This window comes from Porphyromonas asaccharolytica DSM 20707 (assembly GCF_000212375.1).
Taxonomy (GTDB): Bacteria; Bacteroidota; Bacteroidia; order Bacteroidales; family Porphyromonadaceae; genus Porphyromonas; species Porphyromonas asaccharolytica.
Map to the genome: position 1 here is coordinate 2022462 of NC_015501.1, position 19570 is coordinate 2042031.

General features: G+C 54.2%; 15 protein-coding genes. 2 read left to right on the top strand and 13 right to left on the bottom strand.

Annotated features, from left to right (window positions below):
• Nucleotides 1-41 precede the first annotated feature (41 nt).
• The 13 genes from PORAS_RS07935 to rseP all read right to left on the bottom strand — a co-directional run bounded on the left by PORAS_RS07935 (nt 42) and on the right by rseP (nt 17233).
• A complete protein-coding gene (locus PORAS_RS07935) occupies nt 42-1319 on the bottom strand; it encodes an S-adenosylmethionine:tRNA ribosyltransferase-isomerase (protein ID WP_013760855.1) in 1278 nt (425 codons plus the stop codon).
• Between the two features lie 31 nt (nt 1320-1350).
• A complete protein-coding gene (locus PORAS_RS07940; protein WP_013760856.1) occupies nt 1351-2769 on the bottom strand; it encodes a PDZ domain-containing protein in 1419 nt (472 codons plus the stop codon).
• A 35-nt stretch (nt 2770-2804) separates the two neighbouring features.
• Complete coding sequence (locus PORAS_RS07945; protein ID WP_004331414.1) at nt 2805-3296, bottom strand: CinA family protein; 492 nt, start codon at nt 3294-3296, stop codon at nt 2805-2807.
• 12 nt (nt 3297-3308) lie between these two features.
• Nucleotides 3309-4337 (bottom strand): tRNA (adenosine(37)-N6)-threonylcarbamoyltransferase complex transferase subunit TsaD, encoded by a 1029-nt coding sequence (tsaD, locus tag PORAS_RS07950; RefSeq protein ID WP_004331402.1) that lies wholly within the window; start codon nt 4335-4337, stop codon nt 3309-3311.
• A gap of 17 nt (nt 4338-4354) precedes the next feature.
• Nucleotides 4355-4882, bottom strand: coding sequence for an rRNA maturation RNase YbeY (ybeY, locus tag PORAS_RS07955; RefSeq protein ID WP_013760857.1), 528 nt, complete (start codon nt 4880-4882; stop codon nt 4355-4357).
• A gap of 217 nt (nt 4883-5099) precedes the next feature.
• Nucleotides 5100-5900, bottom strand: a complete 801-nt coding sequence (locus PORAS_RS07960) for a DUF6263 family protein (protein WP_013760858.1) — start codon at nt 5898-5900, stop codon at nt 5100-5102.
• Nucleotides 5901-6000: 100 nt separating this feature from the next.
• Entirely contained in the window at nt 6001-6801 is an 801-nt protein-coding gene (locus tag PORAS_RS07965) for a hypothetical protein (RefSeq protein WP_013760859.1), read from the bottom strand.
• Between the two features lie 29 nt (nt 6802-6830).
• Complete coding sequence (locus PORAS_RS07970; RefSeq protein WP_004331412.1) at nt 6831-8051, bottom strand: bifunctional 3,4-dihydroxy-2-butanone-4-phosphate synthase/GTP cyclohydrolase II; 1221 nt, start codon at nt 8049-8051, stop codon at nt 6831-6833.
• A gap of 30 nt (nt 8052-8081) precedes the next feature.
• Complete coding sequence (locus PORAS_RS07975; RefSeq protein ID WP_004331401.1) at nt 8082-10118, bottom strand: LptF/LptG family permease; 2037 nt, start codon at nt 10116-10118, stop codon at nt 8082-8084.
• Nucleotides 10119-10160: 42 nt separating this feature from the next.
• Nucleotides 10161-11204, bottom strand: a complete 1044-nt coding sequence (locus PORAS_RS07980) for a transcription antitermination protein NusB (RefSeq protein WP_013760860.1) — start codon at nt 11202-11204, stop codon at nt 10161-10163.
• A 180-nt stretch (nt 11205-11384) separates the two neighbouring features.
• Nucleotides 11385-13397, bottom strand: coding sequence for a transporter (locus PORAS_RS07985; protein ID WP_013760861.1), 2013 nt, complete (start codon nt 13395-13397; stop codon nt 11385-11387).
• A complete protein-coding gene (locus PORAS_RS07990) occupies nt 13339-15888 on the bottom strand; it encodes an endonuclease MutS2 (protein ID WP_013760862.1) in 2550 nt (849 codons plus the stop codon). Before PORAS_RS07990 ends, PORAS_RS07985 begins: the two co-directional genes overlap by 59 nt.
• Nucleotides 15889-15892: 4 nt before the next feature.
• Complete coding sequence (gene rseP / locus PORAS_RS07995; RefSeq protein WP_013760863.1) at nt 15893-17233, bottom strand: RIP metalloprotease RseP; 1341 nt, start codon at nt 17231-17233, stop codon at nt 15893-15895.
• A gap of 1000 nt (nt 17234-18233) precedes the next feature.
• Here rseP and pdxH point away from each other — a divergent pair.
• Together pdxH and tsaB are read left to right on the top strand one after the other, a co-directional pair.
• Nucleotides 18234-18881, top strand: coding sequence for a pyridoxamine 5'-phosphate oxidase (gene pdxH, locus PORAS_RS08000; RefSeq protein ID WP_013760864.1), 648 nt, complete (start codon nt 18234-18236; stop codon nt 18879-18881).
• Between the two features lie 5 nt (nt 18882-18886).
• Complete coding sequence (gene tsaB, locus PORAS_RS08005; RefSeq protein ID WP_013760865.1) at nt 18887-19567, top strand: tRNA (adenosine(37)-N6)-threonylcarbamoyltransferase complex dimerization subunit type 1 TsaB; 681 nt, start codon at nt 18887-18889, stop codon at nt 19565-19567.
• The last annotated feature ends 3 nt before the right edge of the window (nt 19568-19570 follow it).

Sequence of the window (19570 nt, forward strand, 5' to 3'; positions counted from 1 at the left end):
CGTGTGATATACTGAAAGGGTGTGTATGATTTGATTCCTATTTATAGGTCTTGTCGATAGAGCAGGCAGGCGTCGCCATAGCTGAGGAAGCGGTACTGCACATCAGCGAGGGCATGCTCGTAGAGCGTACGCCAACGGGGACCGATAAGTGCCGAGACAAGCAGCAGGAGCGTACTCTTCGGCTGGTGAAAGTTGGTCACCAAGATGTCTACCATATGATACTGATAGCCTGGGGCAATGAGTAGCGCCGTGGAGAAGGTGAGCCGACCAAGCCCTCTGTGGCGAGCATAGCAGAGCAAGATCTCCAGAGCCTCACGACGTGACGGCAACGCAGCGCCACAACTCTGACGCATACGATAGCTATACCACTGATCTAGGTGAAAGGGCTCTGCCACGTCCCCACCCTCCTGCGCAGCTTGCTGCAGCGCAACGGCATACCAGTAGAGACTCTCCAGGGTGCGTACAGAGGTCGTCCCAATGGGTACAAAGGGGCTATCAATATGCTCTAAGAGAGTCTCCAGCGTTGCGGTCGGCACGCTGCAATACTCACTGTGCATCTGATGCTCAGCGACCTGACGTCCCTTGACTGGGAGGAAGGTACCCGCACCGACATGGAGCGTTAGCTCAGTGATGCGATGCCCCTCGGCTAGAAGCCTGTCATCGAGCTCTGGCGTGAAGTGCAGGCCCGCTGTCGGCGCCGCCACGGAGCCCTCAATACGCGCGTAGACGGTCTGATAGTCGGTGAGATCGCTGCTCTCGGTCTCTCGATTGAGGTAAGGGGGGATGGGTAACTGACCGCACAGCTCTAGTATCTCGCCAAAGCTCTTGGTCTCGTCGCTCCAGCTGAAGGTGACTACGTCTGGCGTCTCCACCGCCCTACTCGCTTGTAACGTGATAGTTTGTCCTCCAGCTAATGGGAGCGTACAGGAGATAGTCTGCTCGGGGCGCCACTTCTTCGAGTTGCCCACAAGGCAGTGCCAGGAGCATGAGCCGAGTGATGATAGACTCTCCTCGTAGCTGACAGGTCTGTATGGGTCTAAGCAAAGTATCTCGATGCGGGCACCCGTGGCTTTGACAAAGAAGATGCGCGCCTTGATGACCCGCGTGTTATTGCGAATGAGGAGCGCATGAGGCGGGAGCAGTTGTGGCAGCTCGGCAAAGGTGTGATCCTCTAGCCTCCCTGTGGCATCGCTCATGAGGAGCCGGCACTGGTCACGCTCCGCCAGCGGATGCTCTGCGATACGCTCATCGGGGAGGGGGTAGTCGTAGTCGTTGATATCTATATCGACCCAGTGCTGCGTATGAGGCTTGTCACACATACTCTCGATCCTCTGATTTGTTTTTGCGGTACTACTCAAGCGTCACGTAGCAAGACTCCTGCAGCTTAGGCTCAACGACGACACGCTGCATCACGCCGTCACGCAAGTAGTCGATGACGACACCAGTGCGGGGAGCTGTCGTGATCCAGGGATTGAAGGCAAAGAGGTAGCTAAAGCCTCCGAAGTACTTATCCTTGTCCAGTAGCTTAGCAACTCGGGCGTAGTCTTCCGCATCCCAATAGCGACAATTGGTTGGTCCATCTTTGATCGCAAAGGGACGCTCATGTGTGCGGCAGGACATGCTCTTCTTGACAAATGCTAGATAACCCTTAGAGAGTTCGTCGGCCGTGCCTATATGACGACCATTGATAGCTACAATCTCGTCACCAGCACGTAGCCCAGCCTCGGCAGCGGGTGAGTGGGGAGACAGCGAGTGGATGGTTGAGATATTATTTGCCTGATAGTTGATCCCTAACGACAGATACCTATGGGTGGCAAAGCGCACGACAAGTGAATTGAAGTAGCGGGTGAAGGGAAACTGCAAGAGCATCACCGGCACCGTCAGGGCGGTGTAGTCGGTCAGCAGATAGTCGTCAGAGAGTAGCTCCTCGGCTTCGCTCGTCCATAGCATCTTGTGCTCGTTGACACCACTATATATGGTAATGCCAAACTTGAGATAGAACCGAGCCAACGTCTTGTCGCTTCCCACCGGTAGGATCGGTAGCTCGACAAGCTTATGCGCCTTGGGGTCGATGCGTAGCGACGTTTGCACGGTAGCAGAGCGACGAGCGGAGGAGGCATCGTAAGAGCTGTTTTCGACAATACTATAGTATGTATCTACGAGGAGGTCGGGGTTTTTCTGATCGTAAGTTAGCCCCAGAGCTTGTAGCGCCTCAGTGATCTGCTGCTCAATAAGTGCATCCCGATTGGTGTGCTGCTTATTGGTGCGTACGAAGCCAAAGGTCTCATAGTTGATTAGGTCTGTCTTACCCTCCGTACCTGTGCTGATGGGGTAAGAGATCAATATATCGGACTCGTCCTCTAGACTGTACATGCCAAAGGCACGAGCTATGTCACGCTCCGTAAGTGCACCGGCTGGCTGAGCCATCGGCTTGAGATGACGCTCTACACGATGATAAGCAAAATTAGAGACCAGCAGGTCGACGGAGGCTCCTCCCTCGCTTTGCAGCAGGCGGATCATCTCCTCCTCGGGCATCGTATGGGTCTCCTGTCCATTGATAGCCTCAATGATATCACCGCTTCGTAGTCCAGTCTGCGCTGCAGGGCTATTGGGATAGACGGTTAGGATGACGGGGCGATTGGCTCCCCAGTTGTCGTTGTAGCTCAACTGGTACTCTAGACCGACGTACGCTTTCTGGGCTTGCATGGTCAGGGCAAAGGAGCAAAGTGCTAGGATAACTAGCAGGGTCGTGTGGTATAGTCGCTTCATTGTTGTCAATTCGTTGAGTGTGTTTATAATAAGGGTTACTGTAGCTCCAAGTGGTAGAGACGATCGATCACTTCGCCATAGGTCTGCTGTATGATCTCTTGTCGAGAGCCTGTGAGCTGTAAGCGTGCCGAGTAGATGCCCCGAGGTGTGTCTATAGCAACACAGACAGTCCCGACGGGTGTCTCAACCGTTCCCCCGGCAGGGCCTGCCACACCTGTGGTCGCTATGCTGATGGTGCTACGACAAGCCTGACGCACTCCGCTGGCCATCGCCTCAGCGACTTCTCGGCTCACGACGCCATACTGCTCGATAGTGGCGGCTGGCACGTGGACAAGTCGCTCTTTGAGTTCTATCTGATAGCTCACGATAGCTCCTTGAAACCAGTGCGAACTACCCGCATGTGACGTCAGCTGGCTCGCTATGTAGCCACCCGTACAGCTCTCGCAGGTCGAGACAGTCTCGCGCTGCTCTAACCAGTGCGCGATGAGATGCTTTAGCTGCTCTTCTGTCGTCTGAGGGGTGGGCATAAGACGTGGGTTTTAGATAGTCGTCTTGGCAAAGGGGACGGCATCTATCGATCCGTACGCTCCTCGCTCATAGGCAAAGCTGCCTGCCATGGCAACCATAGCGGCATTGTCTGTCGTAAAGGCAAAAGGTGGTATGTAGACCTGCCAACCGTAGCGATCGGCATAAGCATGGTAAGCATCACGCAGACCCGTATTGGCGGAGACACCACCAGCCACAGCTATGTGCTTGATGCCTGTCTCCTTACTGGCGCGTAGTAGCTTGCTCATGAGGATATCGATGACAGTCTTTTGGAGAGAGGCGCAGAGATCCGCTTTGTTTTTCGCAACAAAGTCCGGATCCTTGGCAAGCTCATCTCTTAGCGTATAGAGGAAAGAAGTCTTCAGCCCGCTAAAGCTGTAGTCTAGCCCCGGCACCTGTGGCTTGCTAAAGTGAAAGCGCTCAGCGTCGCCCTCATTGGCGAGCTTATTGACGATTGGCCCCCCTGGGTAGCCAAGTCCCATCACCTTGGCACACTTGTCAAAGGCTTCGCCGGCCGCATCATCGATCGTCTGACCCAGTATGCGCATATCATCAGGGGCATTGACCTGTACGATCTGAGAGTTACCGCCCGAGACGAGTAGGCAGAGGTAGGGAAATGGGGGTGGCGTGTGTGGCTCCTCAGGCTTAGCGATGAAGTGTGCGAGGACGTGTGCCTGCAGGTGATTGACCTCGACGAGTGGGATCTGGAGTGCTAAGCTCAGTCCCTTGGCAAAGTTGGTCCCGACGATAAGCGACCCGAGAAGCCCCGGACCACGTGTATAGGCGATCGCATCAAGGTCGGCCAGCGTGACACCAGCACGTGCTACCGCTTGCTGTACGACGGGGACGATGTTTTGTAGATGAGCTCGTGAAGCCAGCTCGGGCACTACGCCTCCATACTTGCTGTGTACCTCTTGGCTTGCGATCACATTGCTACAGAGTAGTCCACCCCGTAGCACAGCTGCCGAGGTATCGTCGCACGAGCTCTCGATACCTAAGATTAGAGAAGATGAAGATGTCATGATGCTGTGTCGTGAGATTAGTTGGCAGCCTGGTAGTCAGCGCATACCTTGTCGACATATTTGAAGAACTTCGCACCACCCTGCTCTAGGAAGTAGTTTCGTTCCTCCAGCATCTCGACCAGCTGCATGAGTGCTCTGTCTTCGGCCATATGCATCAGCTCCCGCTCGGAGTCAGTCTGATCATCTATGCCCAAGAGGTGCAAGATGCCATGTATCATCACTCGGTATAGCTCCTGCTGGAACGGTACACCCAGCTCCTGTGCATTGGTCGCAACGGTGTCGATGCTAATGAGTATGTCACCATAGATCACATCGTCGCCCTCCTGCTCACTCTCTCTAGGGAAGGTGATGACGTCCGTATAGTAATCATGCTGGAGAAATGCTCTATTTGCCCTCAGGATACCCTCATCGTCAGTGTACTGAAAGTTGATCTCCCCGACCGTACGATTCATCTCGCCGCATACACGACGCATCCAACGATTGGCGATTTGTCGCCTAATGGGTGGCATCAACAGATCGTTGTCCGAATAGTAGTTAAATTGCATATCTCGTCTCTTAAGTCTATCTGCATGCAGGCATTGCTTGCAATCTTGTGAGACTGTTGACTGTAACAGCCTCATATGGTATTGCAAAGGTAATGTTTTCTTTAGACTTACACAGCGTAACGAATGAAGGCACCTGCCCTAGACGAGGAGCAGATGCCTTCCTTATTATATTATGTACACACGAAGGGGCGTTGATGCCCGCAGCGTGGGCGCAGCGCTAGAGTAGGCGGATCGAGGTGATCGCGTTTGAGGCGACCTCTGCCTGGGCACCCTGTACGTTGCCACTACCCTTGAGAGCCATCGTGCCGAAGGTGTTCTTGACCATGCCAGTCTTGCGGTCGAGGACGATGTTGTTTATGCCATTGCCCTCTAAGACCAAGCCCTCTACAGTTGTCGTCGTCTTGCCATTGGCACGAAGCGTATAGTCTGTATCAGATACAGCTACCAGTGTGACGACACCCTCATACTGCGTATCAGCATTCTCCCCTGTGAAGAGAGGACTATTGACCGCGAAGGACTCACCCGGTGCTATCGGCTCTGCGGGGTAAAATGAAGGAAACATCGACATAGAGAGGATACCCTTCTTGACTAGGTCATCCACAAGTTCTCCCTCAGGCTCACCTAGAGGCTTAAGCTTAGCGTCCATCCACTGAGTGATCTTCTGATTGACCATCTTACGTAGCTGGCTGGTTGCATCGTCCTTAGCGTCTGAGTCTGTGTCCAGATTCATCTCTTGTCCCATAGAGCTGGTAGAGACTTGTATGCGATCGATATTGGTCTCCATCAGGTAGTTGCCATCCTTGACGTCCAATACCTTATTGGTATAGTTGATGGTCTGGGCTTGCTTGATCTCCATCTGCTGACCCATCACAGAGATGGTCATAGGATAGTTGAGCGTCATCTGATAGGTAAAGGTCTGCCCCTTCTCTAGGTTCAGACGCAGATCGTACTTCTCCTGTGCGAAGACGGAGGTCATCACACCGAGGAGGAGTAGCGTGTGTAGAATAAACTTCTTCATCGCGTTTGAGTGTGGATTGTCTGTGATTGCTTAACGTCGTGTACAGTATGCCCTATACAAACCTTCTTAGTATACGGCTAGTGGGCATTATACAGAAGCGCTAGAGTAGGCGGATCGAGGTGATCGTATTTGAGGAGAGCTCTGCTTGGGTACCCTGTACGTTGCCAGAACCCTTGAGTGCTACTGTACCAAATGTGTTTTTGATCATACCGGTCTTGCGGTCGAGGACGATGTTGTCTATGCCATTGCCCTCAATGACTAAGCCCTCTACAGTAGCGGTCGTCTTACCATTGGCACGGAAAGTATAGTCTGTATCAGATACAGCTACCAGTGTGACGACACCCTCATACTTTGTACTAGCATCTTCTCCAGTGAAGAGAGGGGTATTGACCGTGAAGGACTCCCCCTGTGCTATAGGCTCTGCAGGGAAGAATGCTGGAGACATTGCCATAGAGATCACACCCTTCTTGACTAGGTCATCTACCGCATCCCCCTCTAGCTCACCTATGGGATTATACTTAGCGTCCACCCACTGAGTGACCTTCTGATTGACCATCTTACGTAGCTGGCTGGTCGCCTCGTCCTTAGCGTCTGAGTCTGTATCCAGATTCATCTCTTGTCCCATAGAGCTGGTAGAGACTTGCATGCGATCGATGTTGATCTCCATCAGGTAGTTGCCATCCTTGACGTCCAGTACCTTATAGGTATAGTTGATGGTCTGGTTTTGCTTGATATCCATCTGCTGACCCATCATAGAGATGGTCATAGGATTGTTGAGCGTCACCTGATAGGTGAAGGTCTGCCCCTTCTCTAGGTTCAGACGCAGATCATACTTCTCCTGTGCGAAGACGGAGGTCATCACACCGAGTAGTAGCAGGGTGGATAGGATGAGTTTCTTCATAGTTCTATTGTGGTTTGATTATACGTTGTTTACTTGACGTTGTGCAGGTCATGTCCCATACGCACCTTCTTGGTATGCAGGTAGTGGGCATTGTACTGATTGGGTTTGATCTCTAGAGGCACAGTCTCCACGACCTTCAGTCCGTAAGCCTCGAGACCGACGCGCTTGACTGGATTATTGGTCATCAGGCGCATCTCGGTCACACCAATAGCACGGAGTATCTGAGCACCGACACCATAGTCACGCTCGTCGACCTTGTGTCCAAGGTGCAGATTAGCATCGACCGTGTCGAGCCCCTCATCTTGAAGCTTGTACGCCTTGATCTTGTCCATCAAGCCGATGCCGCGCCCCTCTTGGTTGAGGTAAACGATAACGCCTGCGCCCTCCTGCTCAATAATCTCCATAGCCTTGTGCAGCTGCTCTCCGCACTCGCAGCGCAGACTACCGAAGATGTCTCCCGTAGCGCAACTGCTGTGCATACGAACGAGCGTAGGCTTATTGGCTGAGATGTCACCCTTGATGAGGGCAATATGCTCTAGACCATTGCTCTTCTGGCGAAATGGTATGATATCAAACATCCCCCACTCTGTCGGCAGCTTGGCTCTCACGCCCTCCTCGACGATGCAGTCCGTCTTGAGACGGTAAGCGATGAGATCCTCAATGGAGATGATCTTCATATCCCACTGCTTAGCGATCTCTACAAGCTGCGGAAGACGCGCCATCGTGCCATCCTCATTGATGATCTCAATGAGCGCACCAACAGGCTGAAGACCAGCGAGACGCGCTAGATCAATAGCCGCCTCCGTGTGACCCGCACGACGCAGCACGCCACGATTGCGCGCCCGCAGAGGGTTGACGTGACCAGGACGAGCTAGATCTGTAGGCTTGGTATTGGGATCTGCTAGTGCTTTGATCGTCATAGCACGATCATACATCGAGACTCCAGTCGTACAGCCGTGACCGATGAGATCGACCGTCACGGTAAAGGGAGTCTCATGTAACGACGTATTCTCATGCACCTGCATATTGAGTTCGAGCTGGGCTGCACGCTCCTCAGAGATAGGCGTACAGAGTACACCACGCCCGTAGCGCATCATAAAGTTAACCTTCTCGGGCGTTATCAGTTCGGCAGCCGTGATGAAGTCCCCTTCGTTCTCACGATCCTCGTCATCGACGACGATGACAAACTTGCCCGCTTTGAAATCTTCTATAGCCTCCTCGATGGAGTTTAGTTTGAAGTCTTGGTTCATATTCTAGGAATACTATATATAAGGAGCAGATCACTCTGTCTGTGACTCGATCTGCTTGACAATATGGTTCAATATAGGCGGCATCTGATGCAGCTGTCTCTTGTTGCGCCGCAAAGCGATGCCGAGGTATAGCATCACCAACAAAGAGACTGGTAACAAAGGTATGCAAATCCAGACACATAACCTATTTTGCCAAAGAGGATTTGCAAAGGTTTTGCCCAGCATAGGTAGGCTCAGGAGCTGAGCAAAGATATACTTGTCAGGATAGTTGTGCAGCGTCTCGACAGTCTCTTCTAGCTGCTCGTAGAGCTGCTGGTACGCCTTGGCAAAGTCGGGCAGGCAATCCAGCCTCAGCCCCCTACTCTGGGCATAAGTCATACCGAGCAGTGCGTCCATCTGCCGTTGTAACTCACGAACCTCGCACAGCACCTCCTCAGAGGTTGCGGGCTGCATGATAATCTCCTTGTACTCCAGTTGTCTTGAGTAGTTCGGGTGGAAGATGCGCCGGAAGAAGACCACATAGGCATCGGAATTGAGCGTAGCTGAGTCTCGCGAAGCCTTGTAGGTGAGGAAAGCTCCCAGCGGTAGGATCACGGCACTCGACAGCCACATACCCGCCCAGACAGGGATCTGCCCACTATTGATCATCTTGAGTCCGAAGGTATCGATGACGTAGTAGATAATGAAGATAAGCACCGCCAAGACCATCGGCGTACCCACGCCTCCCTTGCGTACGATAGCTCCCAGCGGAGCTCCAACGAAGAAGAAGAGCAGACAAGCCACAGGGAAGGTGAACTTACGATGCATCTCCTGCGCATTGACACGGTAGTCCGAGGCGGCATCGTCATAGTAAGTGTCAGCAATCTGCACCGACGAGGAGAGGCTCTCGAGCCACTCTAGCGCTTGCTTGTAGCCTAGCAACTTATCCTGATCAGTCGCTCTATCCATCAGCGAGTCTAGCGTATAGGGTGGTGGCGAGGCGTGACTAGACTCAGCACCGAGCAACTCATCATGGCTCAACCGACGAGCTGTTACTGTTGCAAAGGGACGATGTGAGAGTTGATCCTGCTTTAACCAAGCAGCAGCTTGTAGGTTAGCGTTTGGCATTGTCGCGCTCACCCCCGTAGAGACAGGCGGAGAGAGCTTGGTATGGATCTCAAAGAGCACATCACTCCCCACCTGCCGACCCACACTGTCTGCTGCCATGCGGGTACTGTCGCTATAGACAATAAGCTCTCGAAGGTTCTTACCTACGAACTGAGACTTGAGGTAGTCATCGCCCATCATCTCAAAGTTTGCATCAAAGGGAATGAAGATCACCTTCTCCGTAAAGTGCTCCTTAATATAGGAGGCTGGTCGCTCATCCGACGCTTGACTGCCTGGGATCAGCGTCGTCTGACTACTGAGCTGCTCAAAGCTTTCACCACTCCTGAGCGACATGATGAGATAGAGCTTGCTCTCGTCCATCAGCAATCGTCCCGTGTCGGCCAGTATGATGCGAGGCGTGTGCTGCTCAGAGAGGTCATAGATCATTACATTGTATAGGGTACTTGTCGCAGCATCTTTGTCCCCGACATAGATACTGTAACCATCGATCCCATTGAAAAAGATCCCCTTCGGTATCTCCAATTCAGGACGCGCATAGCGTGCGGAGAAGAGTATCTGATAAACTCGCACACTAGCCTTCTGCACCCCCCTATCTAGATAGACGAAGAGCCCCAGAGCGATACAGGTCACGAGGATCACCAGCGGCTTCATGATCTTGCTCAGAGGCACGCCAGCCGACTTCATGGCCAGTAGTTCCAGTCGCTCGCCGAGATTACCGAAAGTCATCAGCGATGCTAGCAAGACTCCCAGCGGCACAGCCGTAGGCAATACGTAGAGGCCTGCGTAAAAGATCACTTCCAGCAGCACCCCCACATCCATTCCCTTGCCGACCAAGTCATCGACATGCTGCCAGAGGAACTGCATCAAGACGACAAACCAGCAGATCAGCAGGGTCATCAGAAGGAGAGGCAAGAAAGACCTCACCATAAAGATGTACATGATCTTCGGTCGCAGACGCATACCTCTTACTTGCACGATCGTAGGATTGGAAAGGAGTAATCTTTACTTCAGGAGCTTGCCCTCACTCTTCAAGTCAGTGAAGAGTCTGTCTAGGACGGCATTGATAAAGGAGGCACTCTTGGAGTTGTCGTATACTTTTGCTAGTTCGATATACTCATTGATCGTCACCACGAGCGCTATGTCAGGGCAGTTGAGAGCCTCCGCCACCGCCATCTCCATCAAGATCATATCGACTAGCGCCACACGATCCTGCTCCCAGTTATCTAGTCGCGGCGTCAGCATCGCATCATAATCCTCACGGTGTAAGAGCGTCTCCGAGAGCAACTGATGCGCATAGAGTCGATCACGGTCACTGTGAAACATGGGAAGCAAGTCGCCCGGTAGCTCTAAGCCATCCTTAGCACCTCGACGCAAAGTCTTCAGAGCAAAGTCCTGTATCGTCACCACTGGCTGATTGGTAAAGGGGATGACACGATAGTCCTCTGACCCCTTGAGACGCTCTACCGTCGTCTCCACCTGCTCCACAGGAGGCATCTCCTCGACCTCTAGACGCTCGCAGATAGCAGTCGCATCGGCCCAGTAGAAAGAGTTTGCCGCAAGATGCTCATTAAGCTCTGCGGTGCGAAAGAGCTGCTTGAGTAGATTGCTCCAATAGTCACACTGCTCCTGCATAGAGAGTGTAGAGACATCCTCAGGTAGCGCATTATACGAGGGATCTTGCTCAACTATATTGTAAAGTGTGCGGAGCAACTGCTCGTCCTGCTCCCAGCGCTTCTGCAGCTCATCGAGCGGATTCTGTATCTCCGTACAGCGAGCGATCTCCTTGACGAGAGTCATATCGGAGAGGTTACGAGGCGCTACCTCGTCCGAGGACTTGAGGAAGCGTCGCTCACGTATCTCTAAGAGCTCCCTCTGATAAGCTGCGAGCGCACGTATCAGATCTAATAAGTAGTAATAGAGGTAGTAGGTGTGACGTAGGGAGGTCGTAAGCGACTTGTCCGCAAGTGCCACATCTAGACGGCCGCTAGAGATAGACTGGTAAAGTTGCTGGAAGACGCGGATGCGTACGATAGACCGATTGATCATATCACTCTATGAAATAGATGAATATAGTAGGAGCAAACAATTCACGAGGAGGGCACTACCCTTCCCAATCTGTAGTCTACGAGGACAAACTCAAGGCATCCACCTTGGTGACCGCCATAGATCCGCCACAAAGGTACAAAAAAGGTCTCGGAGAGGATCACCCCAGAGACCTCAAAAACCTTAGAAGCGGTAGGCGAGGTAGCTGTCGGCGCGCCAGCGAGGTATACCTTCATCTAGGTTGCGATCGTAACGTACGGAGGCTGAGAGTGTCCAGTGCGGCGCTAGCTGCCACTGCAGGAGTAGTGCTGTGGCAAAGCCTTGACCCGTGGCGCTGTATAGCCCGAAAGCGTAACGAGTGGTGGGCAGATAAGCGTAGCTCGCGACCCGCACGTGATCGGCATGGTAGTAATGTCCCGAGAGCGCGATGCTCAGCGGATGGCGCACACCCGCACGATAGCGACCGACGACCGTGAGCGACCTACCCCACTGCGCTTCATCTTGCCCCTCTAAGCGACGCTGCTGTATGGTGCCGACAAGCTGCATGGAGAGGGGCTCTAGGCTATAACGTAGCGTACTACTGAGCCGCCAGCGTAGAGCCTCTTCATTGGAGCGTCCCAGCTGCCCGTACCAGAGTTGCTCGAGCTGATTGTTGTAGCGGGTGGTGAGGTAGAGACGTGTCAGGAGTCCACGACTACGCTCTAGCTTGCGATAGCGCGGTTCGAGGCTTTCGTATAGCTCCAGCATAGCACGCAGGGTGGAGTGCTTCAGCAGGCGCGTGGTGCCGTAGAGGCGTAGCCCCATATCGTTGCCTAGGCGGGCGTAGTGGCTTTCGCTACGACCATAATAGGAGGCGAAGCGTGGAGACATATAATATAGTGTCAAGCCGAGGTCTCGCTGCCGAGGGGTGTGGTAGCGCAGGTGCTGTATGAAGCCCAGATGCTCTAGCTGCTCAGTGGCTAGTTCGCCATGCAGCTCTAGGCGACGCGACTGGCTCTGCCACTGGTAGGCAAGCGATGTGAGCCAATGCGACTGCAGCGGAGTGTCGCTCTCTAGAGCTTTGTAACCAGGCATAAAAGCTAAGTCATATCCCATCCAGTCGGCGTAAAGCGTCTGCAGCGATAGGGAGGCTCGTGGCATCGTGTAAGCAAGCTGCGCCCCCACCGTCTGCATCGGTATGAGCGCATGCTGGGCTCGTCGCTCAGGCGTGTCGTAGCGCATATTGGGTCTGATAGACTGGATCAAGCCTTGTCGCTCATCGATCGAGCCATCGAGTCGGCTGTATGAGTAAAAAGCAGAGTAATGCCACGCGCCCCAATGCCCCTCACTCGCAATGCCCCGCAAGGTCCGCTCACGCAGTGCACTGAGCGACGGCGAGAGCATCGACTTAGGACGAGCGAGCTGTGGCAGCGCACTAGCACTTGCCCAGACGGATCGAGCGGCGAGGAGACCAGCGCCCCACCCCACCTTAAAGTGTCCGACTACCACCTTATCGAGGTAAGCCAGGCGAGGTTCATACATAGCGAAGTAACGCCAGGTGCCATCTTTAGCTAGCTCCTGTGGGTGTCTCTGATACTGAGCCGCCACCTGCCACTGTCCCTTCTGCCTGAGCGATATAGCTGAGCGCAGCTTGAGCGGATCGTACCACGCATCAGAGACAGCTTCGGAAGCTTTATGGTAACTCATCGCTACGTAAGCTTCGCCAGTGAGTGGCGCCTTGGGCTTTGCGTAAGGCTCCCCAGCGAAGGGGCGCACCATCACATAGGGTGCCACACGAGCTATCGTCTCACGATCCCACCCCGTGACCCACTTGAGGTCATAGACCGATTGCAGTTCGCCTCCGCGCTCATCACGGTAGCGCCTGAGCTGATAGATCTGGTAGCTTGTGAGAAAGGGAAAGCGCTCCTCCAGCTCCTGCTGGGTAGCACGGTTCAGGTCGAGCAGCGCCTTTGTCTCTTGCCTCTCTGGCTCTTGTGGGAATAGCTCTAACAAGTCGTCCTCCTCTAGCTCGGCGAGATCATCACTCGGCAAGCTCTCGACGAGCCACTCAAGTGGCAGTTCGTCCGTCACGAGCGAGTCGCTCTGCGCCCACCCCGCCAACGGAAGGAGAAGCAAGAGCGGTAGATAAAGCCGTCTCCTACTCTTGCAGATGAACGATCGTAATGCCTGCACCGCCAAACCGCACATCTTCATCATGATAATGACTGACCCCAGGGTAGTGATCGAGCAGTTCACGGATAGAGACTCGCAGCGCACCCGTTCCCGTGCCGTGCAGTATCTCCACACGGTTAAAGCCTAGACTGATCGCATCGTCGAGGAAGTACTGAACCGCTTGGATCGCCTCAGCGGCTCGCATACCCCGCACATCGAGTCGGTCGGAGAAGTCTAGCCGACGCTCATGCAGATGCTCCACCACATTGGTCGTACGAGCCGGTTGCGCAGTGGCCTGCGCCTGCTCCTCCTTACGCTCACTGCCGAGCCGTACGATCTCATTAGGCTTGCAGGTGATACGTATGCGACCATTGACCACCACCGTGGCACTATTGTCCGAGAGTTCAGAGAGGACGCCCACCACATTCATCGTCGTGACCCGCACCTCGTCACCCTCCTTGGGAGGCTGTGGCATAGAGAGTTTTACCGGCGACTGACTTTGCGCACCACGCTCTGGGGAGTCGCCTTGCTTGCGCTTGCGCTCCTTACGCTCCTTGCGACGCTTGAGTCGCTCCAGCTCACGCTCCACACTGCCCGTCTGCTCTACCGTCTCAGCCTGCGCCAGCTGCTCGCTGTAGGCGCTGAGTGCTTGGCGAGCCTCCTTCGTCTGCTGACGCTCCGCTTGGCTCTCCTTGATCTCACGGATCGTGCGCTCGATCTGAGCACGGCTCTGATCCAGTAGTTGAGCCGCCTCTTGCTGTGCTTGCGTTAGGAGATCCTGACGCTGCTCTTTAAGCTTCGACAGACGCGCCTCGTAGTCTGCAAGGAGACGCTCGAGCTTCTGCTCACGATGCTCTATCTCGGTACGCTTGCGCTGCCAGTACTGCTTGTCGCGTACGATGTCCTGCACGTAACGCTCGCTCTGGATCACCTCCTCGCCAACCAGTGCGGTGGCGTACTCTAGCACTTGGCGCGGCAGCCCTTGCTGACGTGCTATCTCGAGGGCAAAAGAGCTACCTGGCTGACCGATGGAAAGCTCGTAGAGCGGCTTCATCTCCTTCTGATCGTAGAGCATAGCACCGTTGACGATGCCCTTATGCGTAGTCGCATACTCCTTGAGATTGCGATAGTGTGTCGTGATGACGCCCCACGCCCGCTGCTCATTAAAGAGTGCCAAAAGCCCCTCCGCTATGGCTCCACCCAGCTCCGGCTCCGTACCTGCTCCAAACTCATCTATCAGAAGCAAACTATTAGCTCCACAAGCAGCCGACATAGCCCGCATATGCTTCAAGTGCGAGGAGTAGGTACTCAGATCATCCTCCATAGACTGATTGTCGCCGATCTCTATCGCTAGGTGCTTGAAGACACCCGCCACCGAGTCAGGGTGTACGGGGATCGGGATGCCACTCTGCAGCATGTACTGAAGGAGTCCGACCGTCTTGAGACAGACCGACTTACCGCCAGCATTAGGGCCCGAGATGACGAGGATACGTTCGTTGGGATAGCGTAGTAAGATGTCTTGCGGCACGACGCTCTTGCCCTCTTGGCTAAGGGTGTGCTGAAGTATCGGGTTAACCGCTTGGTACCACTGAATGGTTGGCTTGTTGCGCACCTCAGGGATAGAGCAGTGCATCTCATCGGCAAAGCGTGCTATCGCACAAACCGCATCGATGCGCCCCATCGAGAGGTAAAGCTGGGACAACGTCTCACGGCGCTCCCGAATAGGTGCCGTAAGCTGACGCAAGATCTCGATCACCTCACGATGCTCCTCGCTCTCCAGTTCACGGATGCGGTTGTTTGCCTCGACCACCTCGAGCGGCTCTATATATAGTGTCTTGCCTGTGGCACTCTCGTCGTGAACGATCCCTGGTATCTGACGCTTGTGCATGGCGGTCACAGGCAGTACGGGACGTCCCGAGCGCATCGTCGCCTGCGCATCCTCCTCGACATAGCCAGCAGCCTGCGCCGCCGTGAGCAGGCCTCGCATCAACTTCGCAATGGCACGCTCCTCACGCTGGAGGGCTAGTCGTAGCTCAGCAAGACGTGGCGAAGCGTTGTCCACCAGTCGTCCATGCGGATCCAGCTTGCGCAAGATCGTTTGCGCTATCTCCTGCAGACCCTCACTACCCACCACAAGGCGAGACAGACTGGGATAGAGCGGTGAGACCTCTCCCGCTCCATTGTCCTGCACTTTTGTCAGAAGCCTCGACCACGCCTCATAGCTCACGATCGCCTGAGCCACCTGCGCCAGCTCCTCCTCCGTCAGATAGCTTCCCTCAGCACGTAGCGTGCCGAGCGTAGGCCGCAGGTCAGCGACACGTCGTGTGGGTAGCTCCATCGTAACGCTCAGCAAGTGTCTCATCTCCCGCACACGCTCCAGACGATGACGGATAGCATCAGGACGGGTCGAGGCGGTCAGCGCACCCACCATCTCCCGCCCCATAGAGCTGTGACACTCCAAGGCGATCAGATCTAGTAGGTCGTAGTAGCCTACTTTATCTAAATAGTCCGAGGGATAGGTTATATCGCTAGGCATCGTGTCAGAAGAGCTTGAAGAGGTCATTGGCATTGGCATAGATCACCAGAGCTATCAGGAGCAGCATCCCCACCATCTGCGCTCGTATCAGCACTTCGTCCTTTACCTTGCGCCCTGTGATCATCTCCCAGATGACGAAGAGCAGGTGCCCCCCGTCCAGTCCCGGTATGGGGATGATATTCATAAAGGCAAAAATGATCGAGAGGAGAGCGCATATTTGCCAGAAGGTGAACCAGTCCCACTGTGCGGGGAAGAGCTTGCCCATCGAGACCAAGCCCCCTAAGGAAGAGGCGCCCTCTGGGGTGAAGACATACTTCATATCTTGCGCATAGCCCGAGAGGGTGCCTATCCCTTTGTGCCACCCCACGACAAAGCTCTGTGGCAATGAATAGTGCACCTGTTGCACCTCGTAAATGTCTTGCAGCGGACGGAGCATCACTCCGATTACACCCGTCGTATCGGGACGTATCGCTAGCTGCACCGTATCTCCGCCACGAAGCCACTCAGAGCTAATCCATTCACCCGCATGGGTGTAGAAGTAGCGACGCCCACTAGGTAGGTGAGGCATCGGGATACTGTCCAGTGCAAGCAGTTTGTCGCCACGCAGTACCCCCGCCTCAGCAGCTGCACTACCTGGCACGATACTGTCCGCGATAAAGGGTACCTGCATCGTCATCAGGCCCTCATTGCCTCGCAAGATACGCTGCATCATATCGTCAGGTATCACTATATCGATCAGCTCACCATCGCGCTGCACGGTCACCACCTTCGCCTCGATCACCGCACGCATGAAGTCAGCACGCAGCACATCCCGCTCCTTGCCGTCGATAGACCATATAATGTCTCCATCGTGAAAGCCCACCTCCTGAGCCGCAGGGCTAAAGATCATCCCCGCCGTGACCGACCGTGAAGACATCTCCACATCGCCCCAGTGGTACGATATGCCCGCATAGATGAGGAGAGCCAGGACAAAGTTAAAGAGCACCCCACCGATCAGAATGAAAAAGCGTTGCCATGCGGGCTTACTACGAAATTCATCGCCACGCATAGGCTCCTTGATCTGCTCCGTGTCGAGGCTCTCGTCGATCATGCCGTGGATCTTGCAGTAGCCACCAAGCGGGAGCCAGCCGATACCGTACTCCGTCTCGCTACCCTTAGGACGATAACGCCAAAGTGCCTTACCCTTGACATCAAAGAAGAGGTAAAACTTATCCACCCGCACGCCAAAGAGTCGCGCGAAGAGAAAGTGCCCCAGCTCATGTATAAAGACCAAGAGACTCAACGCCAAGAGCAACTGCCCGATCCGCATCAGAGTACTCATGAGTGCTATCGTATCTATACCCATCTAGTTTGTCGTAATTATAGCTAGCCACAAAGGTACAATAATATTAGAGGCTAACCTTTAGGTAACGGCGGTTGGCTGTTAGCTGTTAGCTATTGGCGGAAACCTTTAGACCAAGCGGGAGTGCGTCCGTTGTAGCACAGCGTGACGAGTAGCAATAATACGTGTAGCCCTTTGCTTTCTAAGTTCATATACAAGTAAAAAGCGAAGTTTTTTCTCGTTTCGGAAGCTCGGTCGACTTCTCTTCGGGTGAACCGCTCGGCGGGGTGGATGCTCCCTTCGTAGGGGCGGACCTATGTGTCCGCCCGTCCTCACCTGAGCGCAGTCTATTCTGTCTGCGGGCGGACACGTAGGTCCGCCCCTACACAAGCGACGTCAGCACGACAATTCCACTCATCAAACGCTGTAACCCCGATGTGTAGGGACGCACGGTCGTGCGTCCGTCCCCGTTAAAACCACAACGCAGTAACCTTTGATACAACGGACGCTCGGTCTGATCGTCCATTGTAGTACACCGAGACGAGTAGCACTCCGTCACTGCGCCATGTAGGGACGCTCGGCTCGTGTCTAGTCAGAGGGCGTCCGTCCCCGTTAAAACCACGATGCTGTAACCTTTGATACAACGGACGCCCTCTCGCTAGATACAAGCCGTGCGTCCCTAAAGAAGTCGTCACACTATCGTACTGATTCCATAGTATATACGAGTTCCAAAAACAATTCCCCTCTTGGAACTTTTTAGTTCCAAGGGAGGAAATCTTTAGTTCCAGCGGAGGAACTTTTCGGTTCCTACGGAGGAAATCGTAAGTATCCGTGTGGGCGTTCAATATTCTCCACGTGGGGATCAGCTGCTTTTGAAGCAGATCTTGGAGTTTCATACCTAGGAAACTAAAATGCGCTCACAGGATCGAAGCGTTAAGAGCGAAATTCCGTATCTTTGTAAGCGAATGAAGAGTGAGCGAGCTCGTCAGGAGCTCCGCAACACCTATCCTATAATATATTAGTTATGGATCTACATTACGAAGACATACGACGTGACTACGGCCGCAGGAGCCTCAGTCGTAAGGATCTAACGGACGATCCCTTTGACCTTGTCAGACTATGGCTGCAGGAGGCGGTGGACGATCCCAAGGTCCTAGAGCCTACGGCGGTGCTGGTCTGCACCAGTACGCCCGACGGGCATCCTAGTTCGCGTACTGTACTGCTCAAGGAGCTTCTCGGCGAGGAGTTTATCTTCTACAGCAACTACGAGAGCCGTAAGGGACAGCAGATGGCTGCCAACCCGCATGTCAGCCTCACCTTCCTCTGGCACGAGCTGGAGCGACAGATACATGTCGAGGGTACGGTGCGGCACCTAGAGCCTGAGATCAGTGATCAGTACTTCGCTACACGCCCCTACAAGAGCCGTGTCGGTGCACGCATATCGCCTCAGAGCCACCCGATACCTGACCGCAACTATATCTATACGCACTTTGCCAAGGAGGCCGCTAAGTTTGCCCTACAGACTGTGCCTCGCCCCGGCAACTGGGGAGGCTTTGCCGTATTGCCTAGTCGCATAGAGTTTTGGCAGGGTCGTCCTAGTCGTCTGCACGATCGCTTCCTCTATGAGCGTCAGGAAGATAATTCGTGGCTTATCAATCGTCTGGCACCCTAGTGCTTATGAACGCAACGAAACCTGTACTCCTAGCTATCGACACCGCCCTACAGGGGTGTAGCGTCGCTGTGACCGACAGCGAGCAGATACTATATAATAAGGTATACCAAGAGACCGAGATATCTAATGCCGTGCTCATCGGCAGCTATACTAAGGAGGCGATCAGCTGGTGCCAAGAGCATGGCTACCAGATAGCAGCCATAGCGACGACCGATGGACCGGGCTCCTATACGGGGCTACGCATAGGCGCCTCGCTTGCCAAGGGACTAGCCTTCGGGCGAAGCATCCCACTCATCGCCGTCTCCACCTTGCAGCTCCTGCTGGCGGGCTTGCCGAGCTTCGCTGGAGAGACTGTGGCTCTGCTCGATGCGGGGCATGGAAACGCTTATCAACAGACTTTCGACGCTGAGGGGTCGCCTCGAGACAAGGCAACTTTTGTCACCATTTCATCGGAGTGGCATGCACCCGCCGAGAACCGTATCGTCTATGTCGGTTCGCTGCCCGTAGAAGGTACTGTTGTCGCCCCGCCAACGGCCGAGACGCTCGCCTCTGTGGCGCGCAGCTACTGGCTGAGAGAGCAATATGTCGACACCGCTTACTGGGAGCCTAATTATGTCAAGCCTTACAAGGCGGTCGTGGGACAAAACAAAGTCCTCGAGCGACTCAAACTATCTAAACAAGCATAAACC

What these genes read in the sequence shown, in the direction of transcription:
- PORAS_RS07935 (WP_013760855.1), bottom strand. Translation starts at nt 1,319, where the DNA reads ATGTGTGACAAGCCTCATACGCAGCACTGGGTCGATATAGATATCAAC.
- PORAS_RS07940 (WP_013760856.1), bottom strand. Translation starts at nt 2,769, where the DNA reads ATGAAGCGACTATACCACACGACCCTGCTAGTTATCCTAGCACTTTGC.
- PORAS_RS07945 (WP_004331414.1), bottom strand. Translation starts at nt 3,296, where the DNA reads ATGCCCACCCCTCAGACGACAGAAGAGCAGCTAAAGCATCTCATCGCG.
- tsaD (WP_004331402.1), bottom strand. Translation starts at nt 4,337, where the DNA reads ATGACATCTTCATCTTCTCTAATCTTAGGTATCGAGAGCTCGTGCGAC.
- ybeY (WP_013760857.1), bottom strand. Translation starts at nt 4,882, where the DNA reads ATGCAATTTAACTACTATTCGGACAACGATCTGTTGATGCCACCCATT.
- PORAS_RS07960 (WP_013760858.1), bottom strand. Translation starts at nt 5,900, where the DNA reads ATGAAGAAGTTTATTCTACACACGCTACTCCTCCTCGGTGTGATGACC.
- PORAS_RS07965 (WP_013760859.1), bottom strand. Translation starts at nt 6,801, where the DNA reads ATGAAGAAACTCATCCTATCCACCCTGCTACTACTCGGTGTGATGACC.
- PORAS_RS07970 (WP_004331412.1), bottom strand. Translation starts at nt 8,051, where the DNA reads ATGAACCAAGACTTCAAACTAAACTCCATCGAGGAGGCTATAGAAGAT.
- PORAS_RS07975 (WP_004331401.1), bottom strand. Translation starts at nt 10,118, where the DNA reads ATGCGTCTGCGACCGAAGATCATGTACATCTTTATGGTGAGGTCTTTC.
- PORAS_RS07980 (WP_013760860.1), bottom strand. Translation starts at nt 11,204, where the DNA reads ATGATCAATCGGTCTATCGTACGCATCCGCGTCTTCCAGCAACTTTAC.
- PORAS_RS07985 (WP_013760861.1), bottom strand. Translation starts at nt 13,397, where the DNA reads ATGATGAAGATGTGCGGTTTGGCGGTGCAGGCATTACGATCGTTCATC.
- PORAS_RS07990 (WP_013760862.1), bottom strand. Translation starts at nt 15,888, where the DNA reads ATGCCTAGCGATATAACCTATCCCTCGGACTATTTAGATAAAGTAGGC.
- rseP (WP_013760863.1), bottom strand. Translation starts at nt 17,233, where the DNA reads ATGGGTATAGATACGATAGCACTCATGAGTACTCTGATGCGGATCGGG.
- pdxH (WP_013760864.1), top strand. Translation starts at nt 18,234, where the DNA reads ATGGATCTACATTACGAAGACATACGACGTGACTACGGCCGCAGGAGC.
- tsaB (WP_013760865.1), top strand. Translation starts at nt 18,887, where the DNA reads ATGAACGCAACGAAACCTGTACTCCTAGCTATCGACACCGCCCTACAG.